Source organism: Pseudomonas sp. V88_4, from assembly GCF_029967985.1.
Taxonomy (GTDB): Bacteria; Pseudomonadota; Gammaproteobacteria; order Pseudomonadales; family Pseudomonadaceae; genus Aquipseudomonas; species Aquipseudomonas glycinae.
In genome coordinates this window covers 121,111-136,115 of the sequence record NZ_JASCAF010000042.1, presented here as the reverse complement: position 1 = coordinate 136,115, position 15,005 = coordinate 121,111, and the positions used below count along the sequence as shown (strand labels likewise).

Annotated in this window: 13 protein-coding genes; 10 read left to right on the top strand and 3 right to left on the bottom strand. The window is 60.9% G+C overall.

Annotated elements, in window-relative coordinates; translation table 11 throughout:
* Positions 1–52: 52 nt before the first annotated feature.
* Positions 53–1,972 (bottom strand): sigma-54-dependent Fis family transcriptional regulator, encoded by a 1,920-nt coding sequence (locus QLG12_RS19050; protein WP_197870076.1) that lies wholly within the window; start codon positions 1,970–1,972, stop codon positions 53–55.
* A gap of 299 nt (positions 1,973–2,271) precedes the next feature.
* On the opposite strand from QLG12_RS19050, the gene QLG12_RS19045 reads away from it, so the two are divergent.
* The 10 genes from QLG12_RS19045 to QLG12_RS19000 all read left to right on the top strand — a co-directional run bounded on the left by QLG12_RS19045 (position 2,272) and on the right by QLG12_RS19000 (position 12,560).
* Positions 2,272–3,792: an aldehyde dehydrogenase family protein gene (locus tag QLG12_RS19045; RefSeq protein WP_007958625.1), complete on the top strand. Its 1,521-nt coding sequence runs from the start codon at positions 2,272–2,274 to the stop codon at positions 3,790–3,792.
* A 306-nt stretch (positions 3,793–4,098) separates the two neighbouring features.
* Entirely contained in the window at positions 4,099–5,469 is a 1,371-nt protein-coding gene (gene eat, locus QLG12_RS19040) for an ethanolamine permease (RefSeq protein WP_011336115.1), read from the top strand.
* A gap of 79 nt (positions 5,470–5,548) precedes the next feature.
* Entirely contained in the window at positions 5,549–6,943 is a 1,395-nt protein-coding gene (locus tag QLG12_RS19035) for an ethanolamine ammonia-lyase subunit EutB (protein ID WP_282475072.1), read from the top strand.
* Positions 6,944–6,948: 5 nt separating this feature from the next.
* Positions 6,949–7,773 carry an ethanolamine ammonia-lyase subunit EutC gene (eutC, locus tag QLG12_RS19030; RefSeq protein WP_236194165.1) on the top strand — a complete coding sequence of 275 codons (825 nt, stop codon included), beginning with the start codon at positions 6,949–6,951 and terminating at the stop codon, positions 7,771–7,773.
* Between the two features lie 116 nt (positions 7,774–7,889).
* Positions 7,890–8,351, top strand: coding sequence for a GNAT family N-acetyltransferase (locus QLG12_RS19025; RefSeq protein ID WP_042610602.1), 462 nt, complete (start codon positions 7,890–7,892; stop codon positions 8,349–8,351).
* A gap of 227 nt (positions 8,352–8,578) precedes the next feature.
* Positions 8,579–9,229, top strand: a complete 651-nt coding sequence (locus tag QLG12_RS19020; protein ID WP_169432086.1) for a DedA family protein — start codon at positions 8,579–8,581, stop codon at positions 9,227–9,229.
* Between the two features lie 4 nt (positions 9,230–9,233).
* On the top strand, positions 9,234–10,046 hold the full coding sequence (locus QLG12_RS19015; protein WP_282475071.1) for a zinc-dependent peptidase: 813 nt from the start codon (positions 9,234–9,236) through the stop codon (positions 10,044–10,046).
* A gap of 114 nt (positions 10,047–10,160) precedes the next feature.
* The gene (ppa, locus tag QLG12_RS19010; protein WP_007933577.1) at positions 10,161–10,688 is read left to right on the top strand and encodes an inorganic diphosphatase; all 528 of its coding nucleotides are present in this window, start codon (positions 10,161–10,163) and stop codon (positions 10,686–10,688) included.
* 221 nt (positions 10,689–10,909) lie between these two features.
* Positions 10,910–11,647, top strand: coding sequence for a helix-turn-helix transcriptional regulator (locus QLG12_RS19005; RefSeq protein ID WP_282475070.1), 738 nt, complete (start codon positions 10,910–10,912; stop codon positions 11,645–11,647).
* A 436-nt stretch (positions 11,648–12,083) separates the two neighbouring features.
* Complete coding sequence (locus tag QLG12_RS19000; protein ID WP_232253882.1) at positions 12,084–12,560, top strand: hypothetical protein; 477 nt, start codon at positions 12,084–12,086, stop codon at positions 12,558–12,560.
* Between the two features lie 9 nt (positions 12,561–12,569).
* On the opposite strand, the gene QLG12_RS18995 is transcribed toward QLG12_RS19000, so the two are convergent.
* The gene (locus tag QLG12_RS18995; RefSeq protein WP_282475069.1) at positions 12,570–13,382 is read right to left on the bottom strand and encodes a DUF2135 domain-containing protein; all 813 of its coding nucleotides are present in this window, start codon (positions 13,380–13,382) and stop codon (positions 12,570–12,572) included.
* A gap of 3 nt (positions 13,383–13,385) precedes the next feature.
* Complete coding sequence (locus QLG12_RS18990) at positions 13,386–15,005, bottom strand: DUF2300 domain-containing protein (protein ID WP_282475068.1); 1,620 nt, start codon at positions 15,003–15,005, stop codon at positions 13,386–13,388.

The window sequence follows — 15,005 nt, the reverse complement described above, 5'->3', positions numbered from 1 at the left end:
GCGCCCCTCACCCTGGCCCTCCCCCAAGGGAGAGGGTTAGGGTGAGGGGCTTTTAACTGGCACGCCGCTCGATCCCATGTTTGCGCAGCTTTCTATAGAGCGTATTGCGGCTCACGCCCAACTGCTGCGCCGTGAGGGTCATGTGCCAGCGCGAGTGTTCCAGCGCATTGAGCAACGCCAGTCGCTCGGCATCTTCCAGCGGTTGTGCGGATGACGCTTCATCGGCTTTTACCAACAGTGGCTGAACCTGCCGAAACATCGCCGGCAGATCGTCCAGTACGATCCGGCCTTCATCGCACAACGCCGCGAGCGTACGCAGCACATTGCGCATCTGCCGCACGTTGCCCGGCCAGTTGAAACCCAGCAACGCCTGGCGCGCCGGCTCGTCGATCAGGATCGTTTCCCCGCCCGCCTCTTCGGCCAGCAGAAAATCCAGCAGCTGCGATTTGTCACTGCGCTCGCGCAACGGCGGCAACGCCACTTCCAGCCCGTTGAGCCGGTAATACAAATCTTCCCGGAAACTGCCATCGCCGACCCGCTCCAGCAGATTGCGGTGGGTGGCGCTGATGATCCGCACGTTGACCGCTTCCGGTTCGCCGCCGATCGGCACCACTTGCCGGTCTTCCAGCACTCGCAACAAACGGGTCTGCAGAGCCAGCGGCATGTCGCCGATTTCATCGAGGAACAGCGTGCCGCCATCGGCCTGCTGCAACTTGCCGCGCATGCCGTCCTTGCGCGCGCCTGTGAAACTGCCGCCGCGATAGCCGAACAGTTCGCTCTCGATCAGGCTTTCGGGAATCGCCGCGCAGTTGAGGGCGACGAACGCTTTGCCTGAGCGTTGACTGGCGTTGTGCACAGCCTTGGCGAACGCTTCCTTGCCGGAGCCGGTTTCGCCGTTGATCAGCAGCGGTACGTCACGCTCAAATACTCGCAGCGACTTGCGGAAGTCCGCCTGCAACGCCGCATCACCGAGGCAAATGCCTGCAAGACGCGGCGCTTCCACAGGCGCGGGAGCTGGCGCGACCGGCAGCGGCCGGCGGGTCTCACCGCGCAGCACCGCAAACAGATGCCGCCCATCACGGGTGCGCAGCGGCCAACTGGCGCTGGCATTGGCACTGGCACGCCCGAGCAACTCATCCAGCGAACAATCGAAAAACGCCTCCACCGGTTTGCCGAGCAAGCCGCCGCGAATGTGTCCGAGCAGGTTCAAGGCACTCTGATTGACTGCGCTGATCCGCCCTTCCCCGTCAAACGCCAGCAACCCTTCGCTGAACAGCCCGACAGACTCGGCCTGAAGATGAAAACGCAGCAACCATTGGTTATCGAAACAGCGCAGGAAGTAGCAGCTCTCGATCATCTTCGCCGACAGATTGACCAGCGCCATGGTGTGGAACTGGCTCTGGCGCGAGACGTCATGCCGCGCTGAGGAAACGTCGAGCACCGCCAGCAATTCACCGTGGGGGTCGAACACCGGGCTCGCCGAGCAAGTCAGCCCGGTGTGGCGGCCGCGAAAGTGTTCGTCCTGATGGATGGTCAGGGCCTGACGCTCGACAAGGCAGGTGCCGATGCCGTTGGTGCCTTCGCAGGCCTCGCTCCAGTCGGAGCCCAACCACAGGCCGGCGCGTTCGAAAATCTTGCGTTCGGCGGGGGCAGTGACGCAGTTGAGGATCACCCCACGGGCGTCGGTCAGCAGCACCGCGTGGCCGGCGCCGGAGAGTTGTTGATGCAGACTGCTCATTTCATTGCCGGCGATCTGCAACACCTGTTGCAGCCGTTCGCGGCTTTCGAGGACGCGCCCGTGTTCGAGCACGGTCGGCGCCATGGTCAGGGCCGGGTCGAGGTGATAGTCCTCAAGACAACGCAGCCACGAGCGGGCGATCGACGGGTCGGCACCGGGGCCATGCAGGTGCGGCTTGCCCTGGGTGACGGTGAGAACCTGTTGGGCATGGCGACTCAAATGGTTGTCGTGCATTTCTTATTATTCTCCCCGAGGCTCATCGGCCCATGCGTGAAGTGGTGTCCAGCATCCTCCAGCCAACCGGTCTTTGCAATGCTGGCAAGACCGTCCGGTCACGGGCTGTGCCATAAGCGGTACAAACTGTCACCCGAGCTGTACCGATACCGTCACGCACGCTTGCCACTTGTCCGACACAAATCGCGCAAGGCCTTGATTTGCCTGACCTGAACGGCAGTGGCCCGACCTTTGCTCTACGCTTATAGCAAGCGCTCATGCGCGTCTCTCTGATAAATACAACAGCCAAGGAGAACATCATGCGTTACGCTCACCCCGGTACTGAAGGCGCCAAAGTCTCGTTCAAAAGCAAGTACGGTAACTACATCGGCGGCGAGTTCGTCGCGCCTGTCAAAGGTCAGTACTTCACCAACACCTCGCCAGTAAACGGCCAACCGATTGCCGAATTCCCGCGCTCCACGGCCGAAGACATCGAAAAAGCCCTGGACGCCGCCCACGCCGCCGCCGATGCCTGGGGCTCGACTTCCGCCCAGGCCCGTTCGCTGATCCTGCTGAAAATCGCCGACCGCATCGAACAGAACCTCGAAACCCTGGCGATCACCGAAACCTGGGACAACGGCAAAGCCATCCGCGAAACCCTAAACGCCGACATCCCGTTGGCCGCCGACCACTTCCGTTATTTCGCCGGGTGCCTGCGCGCCCAGGAAGGCAGTGCTGCCGAGATTGACGGCAATACCGTCGCTTATCACATCCATGAACCGCTGGGCGTGGTCGGCCAGATCATCCCGTGGAACTTCCCGATCCTGATGGCCGCGTGGAAACTCGCCCCGGCCCTGGCGGCCGGCAACTGTGTGGTGCTCAAGCCTGCCGAGCAAACCCCGCTGGGCATCAGCGTGCTGCTGGAACTGATCGGCGACCTGCTGCCGCCGGGCGTGCTCAACGTGGTGCAAGGGTTCGGCAAAGAAGCCGGCGAAGCCCTGGCTACCAGCAAGCGCATCGCCAAGATCGCCTTCACCGGCTCGACCCCGGTCGGCTCGCACATCATGAAATGCGCCGCCGAAAACATCATTCCGTCTACGGTAGAGCTGGGCGGCAAGTCGCCGAACATCTTCTTTGAAGACATCATGCAGGCCGAGCCAAGCTTCATTGAAAAAGCCGCCGAAGGCCTGGTGCTGGCGTTCTTCAACCAAGGCGAAGTCTGCACCTGCCCGTCCCGTGCACTGGTTCAGGAGTCAATCTATCCGCAGTTCATGGAAGCGGTGATGAAGAAAGTCAGCCAGATCAAACGTGGCGACCCGCTCGACACCGACACCATGGTCGGCGCCCAGGCGTCCGAGCAGCAATTCGACAAGATCCTTTCGTACCTGGAAATCGCCAAGGGCGAAGGTGCCGAGCTGCTGACCGGCGGCAAGGTGGAAAAACTCGAAGGCAATCTGGCTTCCGGTTACTACATCCAGCCGACCCTGCTCAAGGGCACCAATAAAATGCGAGTGTTCCAGGAAGAAATCTTCGGCCCGGTGGTGAGCATCACCACCTTCAAGGACGAAGCCGAAGCCCTGGCGATTGCCAACGACACCGAGTTCGGCCTCGGTGCCGGCCTCTGGACCCGCGACATCAACCGCGCCTATCGCATGGGCCGCGCCATCAAGGCCGGTCGCGTGTGGACCAACTGCTACCACCTGTACCCGGCGCACGCCGCGTTCGGCGGATACAAGAAGTCCGGTGTCGGCCGTGAAACCCACAAGATGATGCTCGACCACTACCAACAGACCAAAAACCTGCTGGTGAGCTACGACATCAACCCGCTGGGCTTCTTCTAAAACCTGAGGGCGATACAGATATTTCTGTGTCGCCCTCCAGATAGCTATCGCTGGCAAGCCAGCTCCCACAGGTTTCTGTGATGCACCCGTTATTGAGATCGGCAGAGATCACTGTGGGAGCTGGCTTGCCAGCGATGGCGCCCTTAATGACACAACACCCAAAGCCTGGCCGCTCTGGCACGGGCCTTGCGTACCCGTCATTCAGGATTTGCAGGAACACTGCCGCTGCGTGAACAGCATCCACCTACTCAACTTCTGCACCTGAAAGTCCAACAGATCGAACAATAAAAAAGACAGAGAGGACTTATGACTTCCACCACACAGCTCAAACCCACACTCGGCACCCTGCACCTCTGGGGCATTGCCGTCGGCCTGGTGATCTCCGGCGAATACTTCGGCTGGAGTTACGGCTGGGGCACCGCGGGAACCCTGGGTTTCCTGGTCACGGCCCTGATGGTCGCCACCATGTACACCTGCTTCATCTTCAGTTTCACCGAACTGACCACCGCCATTCCTCACGCGGGCGGGCCGTTTGCCTACAGCCGACGGGCATTCGGCGAGAAAGGCGGATTGATCGCCGGCATCGCCACCCTGATCGAATTCGTGTTCGCCCCGCCCGCCATTGCCATGGCCATCGGCGCCTATCTGAATGTGCAATATCCGGGGCTCGATCCCAAACTCGCGGCGGTCGGCGCGTATTTCGTGTTCATGACCCTGAACATCCTTGGCGTCAGCATTGCCGCGACCTTTGAGCTGGTGGTGACCGTGCTCGCCGTCGCCGAACTGCTGGTGTTCATGGGCGTGGTCGCACCGGGCTTCAGCTTCAGCAACTTCGTGCTCAACGGCTGGTCGGGCGCCAATGAGTTCACGATGGGCTCGATTCCGGGCATTTTCGCGGCGATTCCCTTCGCAATCTGGTTCTTCCTCGCCATCGAAGGCGCGGCCATGGCAGCCGAGGAAGCCAAAGACCCGAAACGCACCATTCCTCGAGCCTACGTCAGCGGCATCCTGACCCTGGTGTTCCTGGCCATCGGCGTGATGGTGATGGCCGGCGGTGTCGGCGACTGGCGTCAACTGTCGAACATCAACGACCCGCTGCCGCAGGCGATGAAAGCGGTGGTCGGCAACAACTCGACCTGGATGCACATGCTGGTGTGGATCGGCCTGTTCGGGCTGGTGGCGAGTTTCCACGGGATCATCCTCGGCTACTCGCGGCAGTTCTTCGCCCTGGCCCGGGCCGGTTATCTGCCCAAAGGCCTGGCCAAACTCTCGCGTTTCCAGACCCCGCACCGGGCGATCCTGGCCGGCGGCGTGGTCGGCATCGCGGCGATCTACAGCGACGGCCTGGTCAATCTGCAAGGCATGACCCTGACGGCGGCGATGATCACCATGTCGGTGTTCGGCGCCATCGTGATGTACATCATCAGCATGCTCAGCCTGTTCAAACTGCGTAAAACCGAGCCGAACCTGGAGCGCACCTTCCGCGCGCCGGGCTACCCGGTGGTGCCGGCCATCGCGCTGTTCCTGGCCGTGGTGTGTCTGGTGGCGATGGCCTGGTTCAACACGCTGATCGGCTGTGTATTCCTCGGTTTCATGGCGGCTGGTTACCTGTATTTCCAGCTGACCGCCAAGCAGCGCTCCGAAGCTCCGGCAGACGCTATGCTCGAAGGTATCTAAAAGTTATCCGGTTGCACCGGCACCGGGCCTCTGGCTCGGTGCCTGCACTAAAAGCATTCATTCAGGAGGACACCCCCCAATGGCTGCATTTGCCCATACCGTCGGCGCCCAGACCTACCGCTTCGACAGCCTCAAGGACGTCATGGCCAAGGCCAGCCCGGCGCGCTCCGGAGATTTCCTGGCCGGCGTCGCCGCGCTCAACGATGGCGAGCGGGTGGCTGCGCAAATGGCGCTGGCCGACATCCCGCTTACGCATTTCTTGCAGGAAGCGCTGATTCCCTACGAATCCGATGAGGTCACGCGCCTGATCATCGACAGCCATGACCAGCAGGCCTTTGCGCTCATCAGCCATCTCACGGTTGGCGGCTTTCGCGACTGGCTGTTGAGCGAAGCAGCCGACGAGTCCAGCCTGCGCGCGCTCGCCCCCGGCCTGACGCCGGAAATGGTTGCCGCAGTATCAAAAATCATGCGTGTGCAGGATCTGGTGCTGGTGGCGCAGAAGATCCGCGTGGTCACAAAGTTTCGCGGCACCCTCGGTCTGCGCGGGCGGTTATCCACAAGGCTGCAACCCAATCACCCGACCGACGAGCCGTCCGGCATCGCCGCAAGCATTCTAGACGGCCTGCTGTACGGCAACGGCGACGCGATGATCGGCATCAACCCGGCCACCGACAGCATCGCCTCGATCTGCGCGATGCTGGAAATGCTCGACGCAATCATCCAGCGCTACGACATTCCGACCCAGGCCTGCGTGTTGACCCACGTCACCACCTCTATAGAAGCGATCAACCGTGGTGTGCCGCTGGATCTGGTGTTCCAGTCGATTGCCGGCACCGAAGCGGCCAACGCCAGTTTCGGCATCAACCTGAATATCTTGCAGGAAGGCTATGAAGCGGGCCTGAGCCTCAATCGTGGCACCCTCGGGCAGAATCTGATGTATTTCGAGACCGGCCAGGGCAGTGCACTGTCAGCCAACGCCCACCACGGCGTCGATCAACAGACCTGCGAGACCCGGGCCTACGCCGTGGCGCGGCATTTCAAGCCGTTTCTGGTGAACACCGTCGTGGGATTCATCGGCCCGGAATACCTCTACAACGGCAAACAGATCATCCGCGCCGGCCTCGAAGATCATTTCTGCGGCAAGCTGCTCGGCGTGCCGATGGGCTGCGACATCTGCTACACCAACCACGCCGAAGCCGATCAGGACGACATGGACACCCTGCTGACCCTGCTGGGTGTGGCGGGCATCAACTTCATCATGGGCATCCCCGGCTCCGACGACATCATGCTCAACTACCAGACCACCTCCTTCCACGACGCGCTCTACGCGCGCCAGACCCTGGGCCTGAAACCGGCGCCGGAGTTCGAGCAGTGGCTGGCGAACATGGGCATTTTCACCCAGGCGGACGGCAAGGTCCGCTTCGGCAACAACCTGCCGCCGGCCTTCCGCCAGGCGTTGGCGCAACTGGGATGAGTCAGATGGAAAAATCGCCCGTCGATCCGCAAAACCCGTGGCTGGAGCTGCGACGTCTGACCCCGGCGCGCATTGCCCTAGGGCGCACTGGCACCAGCCTGCCGACGAGTGCACAACTGGATTTCCAGTACGCCCACGCCCAGGCGCGCGATGCGGTGCATTTGCCGTTCGATCACGCCGCGCTGAGTGCTCAACTGAATGAACGCCAGCGTGAAAGTCTGCTGTTGCACAGCGCGGCGGTGGATCGCAACAGCTACCTGCAACGCCCGGATCTGGGGCGCAAGTTGAGCGATCAATCGGCGCAAGCCCTGCGCGAATACGCCGAGACGCATCCGGGCGGTGTGGATCTGGTGATTGTGGTGGCGGATGGTCTGTCGGCGCTGGCGGTGCATCGACATACCCTGCCGTTCCTGACCCGTCTGGAAGAACAGATGAGCGCCGATGAATGGTCGACAGCGCCGGTAGTACTGGTGGAACAGGGCCGCGTGGCGATTGGCGATGAAATCGGCCAATTGCTGGGCGCGAAAATGGTCGTGATGCTGATTGGAGAGCGTCCGGGTCTCAGCTCGCCGGACAGCCTGGGTTTATATTTCACCTACAATCCAAAAGTCGGCCTCACCGATGCTTACCGCAATTGCATCTCCAATGTGCGGCTGGAAGGACTCAGCTACGGCATGGCGGCGCATCGCTTGCTGTATCTGATGCGCGAAGCCTGTCGGCGCCAGCTGTCGGGCGTCAATCTGAAGGACGAGGCGCAGGTTCAGACGCTGGAATCGGAAGCCGGTGCAGACATGAAGAGTAATTTCCTACTCGATCCGCCTCCCGCCTGAACCGTTTCCGCATTGCCTTTCTGCGCGGGTTTGAGGCAGGATCGATGCACGGCCGCCCGGGTTTCCCATCGCCGTCAGAGCACGTGAAGACAGCCACTTGAAGGACGAGACCTACCATGCGGATTATCCAAGCGACCCTCGAACACCTGGATTTGCTGACCCCGTTGTTCGTTAAGTACCGCGAGTTCTACGGCTCCCTGCCCTATCCGGACTCGTCCCGGGCCTTTCTCGAAAAGCGCCTGCGACGCAAGGAATCGGTGATCTACCTGGCCCTGGCCGATGACGACGACAGGAAGCTCATGGGCTTCTGCCAGCTCTACCCGAGTTTTTCCTCCCTGTCGCTCAAACGCGTGTGGATCCTCAACGACATCTACGTCGCCGAAGACGCCCGCCGTCAGCTCGTGGCCGACAACCTGATCCGCACCGCCAAGAAAATGGCCAAGGAAACCCAGGCCGTGCGCATGCGCGTCTCCACCAGTGCCGACAACGAAGTGGCGCAGAAAACCTACGAGTCCATCGGATTCAAGGAAGACACCGAGTTCAAGAACTACGTGCTGCCGATCAGCGACGAGCTCTGATCGCGGGATGCCCTGCGGGGAGGGAGCCATCTCCCTTCCCGAAATGAATGCCAACCCGACATTTATTCACACCGACATCCCTCGCTACAAAACCAACGCGCTTTTCACCCCTCAGCCCGTATAATCCCGATCTTTCCGGCTTGTAAGAAAAACTACACCCGCTTGTAGGCTTACACGAAGTCATCCGCACAGGTCTGCCGAGTCAGGCCATCACCACAGGTGCCCATATGGATTTCAACCCGATCGACATCATCCTGCATCTCGACGTCTACCTCGACATGCTGGTGAACAACTATGGGACCTGGATCTACGCCATCCTGTTTCTGGTTATCTTTTGTGAAACCGGCCTGGTGGTCACACCGTTCCTGCCGGGTGATTCGCTGTTGTTCATCGCCGGCGCAGTCGCTGCGGGCGGCGGCATGGACCCGGTGCTGTTGGCCGGTCTGCTGATGCTGGCTGCGATCCTCGGCGACAGCACCAACTACGTGATCGGACGAACGGCGGGTGAAAAACTCTTCAGCAATCCGAACTCGAAGATCTTCCGCCGCGACTATCTGCAACAGACCCACGACTTCTACGACAAGCACGGTGGCAAGACCGTGACCCTGGCGCGCTTCCTGCCGATCATCCGCACCTTTGCCCCGTTCGTCGCCGGTGTCGCGAAGATGCCTTACCCGCGTTTCTTCGGGTTCAGCGTGTTCGGCACCGTCCTGTGGGTTGGCGGTCTGGTGACGCTGGGCTACTTCTTCGGCAACGTACCGTTCATCAAGAAGAACCTGTCGCTGCTGGTGGTGGGGATCATCCTGCTGTCGCTGGTGCCGATGATCATTGGCATGCTGCGCAGCCGCCTCGGCGGCGCCAAAGCCCAATCGCACTAACTCGATGTGGTCGCTGAGCGCCTGGCGACGCCGGCGCATTCTGGCGAAGCACCCGATTGCCGACGATATGTGGCAGCGGGTGCGCCATCACCTGAGTTTTCTCGATGGCATCAGTGCCGAAGAAGACCAGTGGCTGCGCGAAGCCAGCGTGTTGTTCCTCGAAGACAAACACCTGACCGCACTGCCCGGCGTCGAACTGCACCAGGAACAACGCCTGCTGCTCGCTGCCCAGGCCCAATTGCCGCTTTTGCATCTGGGCGATCTGAACTGGTATCAGGGTTTCCACGAAATTGTCCTCTACCCCGGCGACTTCCTCAGTCCCCAACGCCATCGCGACGCCAGTGGCGTCGAGCATGAGTGGGACGGCGAACACAGTGGCGAAGCCTGGCAGCAAGGGCCGATCATCCTCGCCTGGCCGGGCGTGATGGCCAGTGGTGGCTGGGAAGGCTACAACCTGGTGATCCACGAACTGGCGCACAAACTCGACATGCTCAACGGCGACGCCAACGGCCTGCCACCGCTGCACGCCGACATGCGGGTCAGCGACTGGGCCGAGGTGATGCAGGCGGCGTACGACGACCTCAATCGCCAGCTCGACCGCCATCCCGATGCCGAAACCGCCATCGACCCGTATGCCGCCGAGAACCCGGCCGAATTCTTCGCCGTCACCAGTGAGTACTTCTTCAGCGCTCCGGATCTGCTGCACGAGGCTTATCCACAGGTGTATGCGCAGTTGCAGCTTTTCTACCGCCAGGATCCGTTGGCGCGCCTGAAGCAACTTCAGGCCACCGACCCGGTCTATCAGGCTCACGAGTAAAGGTCTGCACGACTTCCGGTACGTGGCGTCCACGGCAGAATATGCCTATAATCGCCGCCACTTTTTGGTCAATCCGGCCAATTGTTTTTGGTCAACTAACGGGGGCAACGCCCAATGAGCTACAGCAAGATTCCGGCTGGCAAAGACCTGCCGAACGACATCTACGTCGCGATCGAGATCCCGGCCAACCACGCGCCGATCAAATACGAAATCGACAAAGACAGCGATTGCCTGTTCGTTGACCGTTTCATGGCCACCCCGATGTTCTACCCGGCCAACTACGGTTACATCCCGAACACCCTGGCTGACGACGGTGACCCCCTCGACGTGCTGGTCGTAACCCCTTACCCGGTGGCGCCAGGCTCGGTGATCCGCGCGCGTCCGGTCGGCATCCTGAACATGACCGACGACGGCGGCGGCGATGCCAAAGTCATCGCCGTTCCACACGACAAGCTGTCCCAGCTGTACGTGGACGTGAAGGAATACACCGACCTGCCAGCCCTGCTGATCCAGCAGATCGAGCACTTCTTCGCGAACTACAAAGATCTCGAAAAAGGCAAATGGGTGAAAATCGAAGGCTGGGACGGCGCAGACGCCGCCCGCGCCGCGATCACCAAGTCGGTTGCTGCCTACAAAGGCTAAGCCTCGCGACCTGCGACACGCTTGAAGAAAACCCCGGTTGATCCGGGGTTTTTTGTGCCTGCTCGCCAGGCTCTTAAACAGCTTGTTTATGGCGGACTACAGAAAAGTTTTAGCGTGTGTAATTTCCCACAAGTCCGTCTTACATCCCGTCGCAAAATTCGCCCTGTTTTTGAACGCAAGGTTTATTCAAACCGCTCTAGCCCGGCCGTAGACTCGTGTTTATGAGAAAGAACACTAGCGGTCCAAGATTCAAGGCACTCCTGGAAGCTGCGAACATCTCGACGACGGGTTTCGCAAAGTTCTGGGGCACGGAAGCCCAAAACGTTCATAACTGGTACACCCGGGGCGTACCGGCGTATCGCATGGAAGAGGTCGCTCGCCTGCTGTCCGTCAACAGCCAATGGCTGAAGACCGGCGAAGGCCCGAAGGAGGCCCCGCACCTGCATGCAGCCGGTACCACGCTGGATACCCAAGCGATCCAGGGTGTCTATACGGTGATCGAATCCAGCGACATCGAACTGCCCCTCTACAAGGAAACACCGACCGCCCCCGGCTCCGGCAAGACCCACGTCATCAAGGACCCGGAACAAACCATCCGCCTGCCCCGCTGCCACCTCGAAGCCCTGGAAATCCGCCCCACCGACGCCATCTGCACACACATGATCGGCAACAGCATGGCCGAGAAAATCGAAGACGGCTCCACCCTCGCCATCGACCGAGGCCTGACCCAAGTGGTGGACGGCGAAATCTACGCCATCGAACACGACGGCATGCTGCGCATCAAATACCTGCACCGCATGCCCGGCAACGCCTTGCGTCTGCGCAGCCACAACAGCGCCGAATACCCGGACGAGATCTTCCGGGCCTCGCAGATCGAAGAGCAGAGGATTCATGTGCTCGGGTGGGTGTTCTGGTGGTCGACGCTGGGCAAGCGGCGGCCGGTGGTGCCGTTTCTCTGATCCTCCATCACTCCCGGCCCCAGCACAGAACGTTGTGGGAGCGGGCTTGCCCGAGAAGAGGCCCGGATACACGGTACAAATCCCGATTTCCTGCCACAGAAATCGCTCTATTCCGCACTTGAGACTGGGAATCCCCAACAAAACTCAGTATCCTGCGCCCCACATTCGCGCATCGACCCGCCAAGCGGCCCAGATGACGCCTGACGCGGCAGACCACTGTCTGACCAAGTCCCACAGCCGGACGCAAGATCCGGATGTACGTTTTGAAGGCTGGCGCGGTTTACCAAAAATAAACCAAGCCAGTCCCCGAGAAGCCGGCCACAAGCCGGCTTTTTAATGCCTGTTGGAAAAGTGATTTCCGAGAGGCGTTCAGCCAATTGCTATCAACACCAAATTGTGCGGCAGGTACTTGCACAATTGTTCAGTGAAAAAGCGCTTGGCAACTTCGATGCTTAATACACTACAAGGACGTTCAAGATTGTTCCCATCTACCCTGAATTCACGCCTGAAATCCGTCGGACTGGTTTCGACTATATGCCTCAGCCTGACAGCTTGCGTGGGAGTAGGCATCTCCCTCCCGGAAAAAGTCACACTGAAAACCGACGCCTACAGAGCGCAAAGTTACCACTCATTCACCCCGCAGATCACCCGAACAGCAAGATCAACTCCCACCCGCGAATGGTGCGGGATCACTATCTGGGCACTGGTGATCCCGGTGCCGTTGAAACTGCCGGTGTGCAATTCGTACGACGAGCAATCTTTTGGCAGCGACGAATTCGGCAGGGAAGTCGTTCTGCTCAACACGCAACAAACCGTGCCCTCCCCGCTCTACGCCTGCGGCCCACTCATGGTGCTGGGGCCAATCGTTCACGGTTACGAAGGCAATGCCCTGTGCGGTGTTTTTCCTAAATGAACAGATGATTCACGGATAACTGAACGACTTCACCAACGTCAACTCCCCCACCGCCCGCATCGGCACGATGAAAGTCTCCATCTTCTCGCTAGGCGTCCCCTCCTCCGTAATCACCGTAACCTGCGCCGTAGTCAGTGGCTGCACCGCCTCTTCCCCACCCTCGTCATCCCCGCGATAGCCACCACCAAAGTAGTTCACATACACCAGATACTGCCCCTTGATCGGCGCCGGCATGGCGAAGATTTCCGGGCCGTAGCCGGTGGTCACGTCGACGTCCAAAGCAGCGCCATTGGGGGCGACGCGGTCGCCATACCAGATGTGCGCGCCATCAGGCGTGACCAAGTGCAGGTCGAGGTCAGTGCCATCGCTGTCCCACGCCAGCAACACCCGCAGTTTTGCCGGAGTAGCGCCGCCACTGGTGTTGAGGAACTGCGTGCGGTGCCGTTGCTGGCCGTCCGGGCTGCGGACTTCGACGCTGTTGCTGCCGTTGGGAAACGAGAACGGGCGGTCGAAGCGGCCGCTGTCGTCGATTTTCAGCGGCATGCTGACGCCGTTGACGATCAGGCGGCCGGGCTCTTTGTTTTTCGGTGTGGCTTTGATTTCACCGCTGATGCGGGCGGTGTTGGCCTGGCCGATCGGGGTGTTCACCGAGGAGGCCGGGTAGTTGACGGTTTGGCGAAAGCTCTCGCCTTCGCCTTCGGGTGCGCCACTGCGCCAGCCGCTGACCGGGGTGTCGAGTTTGACGCCGTCAGCGGCGTTCACCGGCGAAACAGCGGCAACTACGCAGAGCAACAGCAAGACCTGTGGATAACGGAGTGTCATGGTCTATTCCAGCAAAAGGTGACGGGCGAGCCCTTCGATATAGGTTTCATCCTGGCCATTGGGGTGTGCTTCAAAGGCCAGGTGCAGGTATTCGTGAGTCAGGTCGAGGCGGTCCTGCAACGACAGCACGCCGCGCACGTAGATGCGCTGGCGTTCGCGGTCGACGAAGGGTCGGCCGAAGGCGAGTTTGCAGACGGCAAAGGTGCTGACTTCGTTGTAGCCGGTCTCGCTTTCCAGCTTCGGACGCCAGCCGCGCCGCTGCTTTTGTAGCCAGTCTTGTGCGGCAGGCAGCGCTTCGCAGGACGCCACCGGGTTGTCCCAACGGCTCAGGCTGGCGCGCGGGTAGGCGTGCAGCAGAATCGCGTCGTAACGCTGGCCGGCATTGGCTTGTTCGACCGCTTGTTGCCAGGCCAGTTTGTCGGGGCCGGGCTGATCGGAGTGATAGGTGACGGTGCTGCCGGCCAACACCAGATCCGCCGTCCATGCGGCGATGTTGCGGGATTCGGCGGAGGCCGGACGCGGTGCCACACGTTGACGGTTGCTGCTGTCGTCGATGTCCAAACAGTCGCCGTTACGCGTGGCGTTCTGCAGCAGATACGTGCGGATTGCCACGGCCAAGGCTTTGGCGGCTTCGGCGGGTTCGGGTTTGGCTTCGCGCTCCAGCACACGGGCGACGTACTCTTCGCGATCCAGCCGCGCCACAAGCTTGTCGTTGAGCAGAAACAGCTCGCCGTCGCTGTGGATGTCCAGCGCATTGCCGTTGGCGAATTCGACGCGGTAATCGCCCTGCAACGGGCCGGAACTCATCACCCGATCACCGGCCAGAACCCGCGAAACCGGATAACGCGAGAACAGTCCGACTTCGACACAACGCCCCGCTTCCGCCGGCCACGATGTGGGCAACACCGTCGCCAACGCCGAACCGTAACGCCGCAAAACCATCTGACTGGTACCCCGGCCACCCGCCCAGATCGGCGAGCCGTCCGCCGTCCAGCCAGCGAATCCGCCCTGACGTGATTGCGGGTCCTGATCGCCGAGCCAGCTCCAGGTCTTCACCCGCAAGCGTCCGCCGAGTTCGCCAACCACATTGCCGTCCGCCGCGTTCAGCACCACGTCGAGCAGCACACGACGCATCCGATCCTGAGCCGGCAACCAGGACAAAACCTTCAGCAAGTCAGCCACGGAAACCCGAGTAGCCGGCTGCACCGATGGCAGATCCAGCAACCACGACGGCGCCTGTCGCGCCTGCCAATAGGTTCTCCAATCGCCAGCGGTGATGCCCAACCGCGCCGGTTCGAAATACAGCCCGCAGGATTTCACCAGCGCCTGATCACGCTCGATCTTGCCGCCAGCGGTGCAGCAATAGACTTCTTCCTTCGACTGCCCGCGACATTCATAAGCCGGTTCCTGCGCGCCGGTATCCACCAGCCACGCGTAGACGAACACCTTCCACAAACTGCCCAGCGGCGTATCAAGCGACGAAGGCAATGGCTCGCGGGCGGTCAGTTGCGTGGTGTTCAGCGACAGCAATTCGCCCTTGTAGGCCACGCGCAACGGTTCATCCTGCGCTGTCGCCAACGCAGGAATCACACACATCAGCAGCCACAGCAGCGGCCGGGTCAT

Excerpts from the sequence above, each read along its gene's own strand:
- QLG12_RS19050 (WP_197870076.1), bottom strand. The coding sequence starts at position 1,972 with ATGCACGACAACCATTTGAGTCGCCATGCCCAACAGGTTCTCACCGTC.
- QLG12_RS19045 (WP_007958625.1), top strand. The coding sequence starts at position 2,272 with ATGCGTTACGCTCACCCCGGTACTGAAGGCGCCAAAGTCTCGTTCAAA.
- eat (WP_011336115.1), top strand. The coding sequence starts at position 4,099 with ATGACTTCCACCACACAGCTCAAACCCACACTCGGCACCCTGCACCTC.
- QLG12_RS19035 (WP_282475072.1), top strand. The coding sequence starts at position 5,549 with ATGGCTGCATTTGCCCATACCGTCGGCGCCCAGACCTACCGCTTCGAC.
- eutC (WP_236194165.1), top strand. The coding sequence starts at position 6,949 with ATGGAAAAATCGCCCGTCGATCCGCAAAACCCGTGGCTGGAGCTGCGA.
- QLG12_RS19025 (WP_042610602.1), top strand. The coding sequence starts at position 7,890 with ATGCGGATTATCCAAGCGACCCTCGAACACCTGGATTTGCTGACCCCG.
- QLG12_RS19020 (WP_169432086.1), top strand. The coding sequence starts at position 8,579 with ATGGATTTCAACCCGATCGACATCATCCTGCATCTCGACGTCTACCTC.
- QLG12_RS19015 (WP_282475071.1), top strand. The coding sequence starts at position 9,234 with ATGTGGTCGCTGAGCGCCTGGCGACGCCGGCGCATTCTGGCGAAGCAC.
- ppa (WP_007933577.1), top strand. The coding sequence starts at position 10,161 with ATGAGCTACAGCAAGATTCCGGCTGGCAAAGACCTGCCGAACGACATC.
- QLG12_RS19005 (WP_282475070.1), top strand. The coding sequence starts at position 10,910 with ATGAGAAAGAACACTAGCGGTCCAAGATTCAAGGCACTCCTGGAAGCT.
- QLG12_RS18995 (WP_282475069.1), bottom strand. The coding sequence starts at position 13,382 with ATGACACTCCGTTATCCACAGGTCTTGCTGTTGCTCTGCGTAGTTGCC.
- QLG12_RS18990 (WP_282475068.1), bottom strand. The coding sequence starts at position 15,005 with ATGACCCGGCCGCTGCTGTGGCTGCTGATGTGTGTGATTCCTGCGTTG.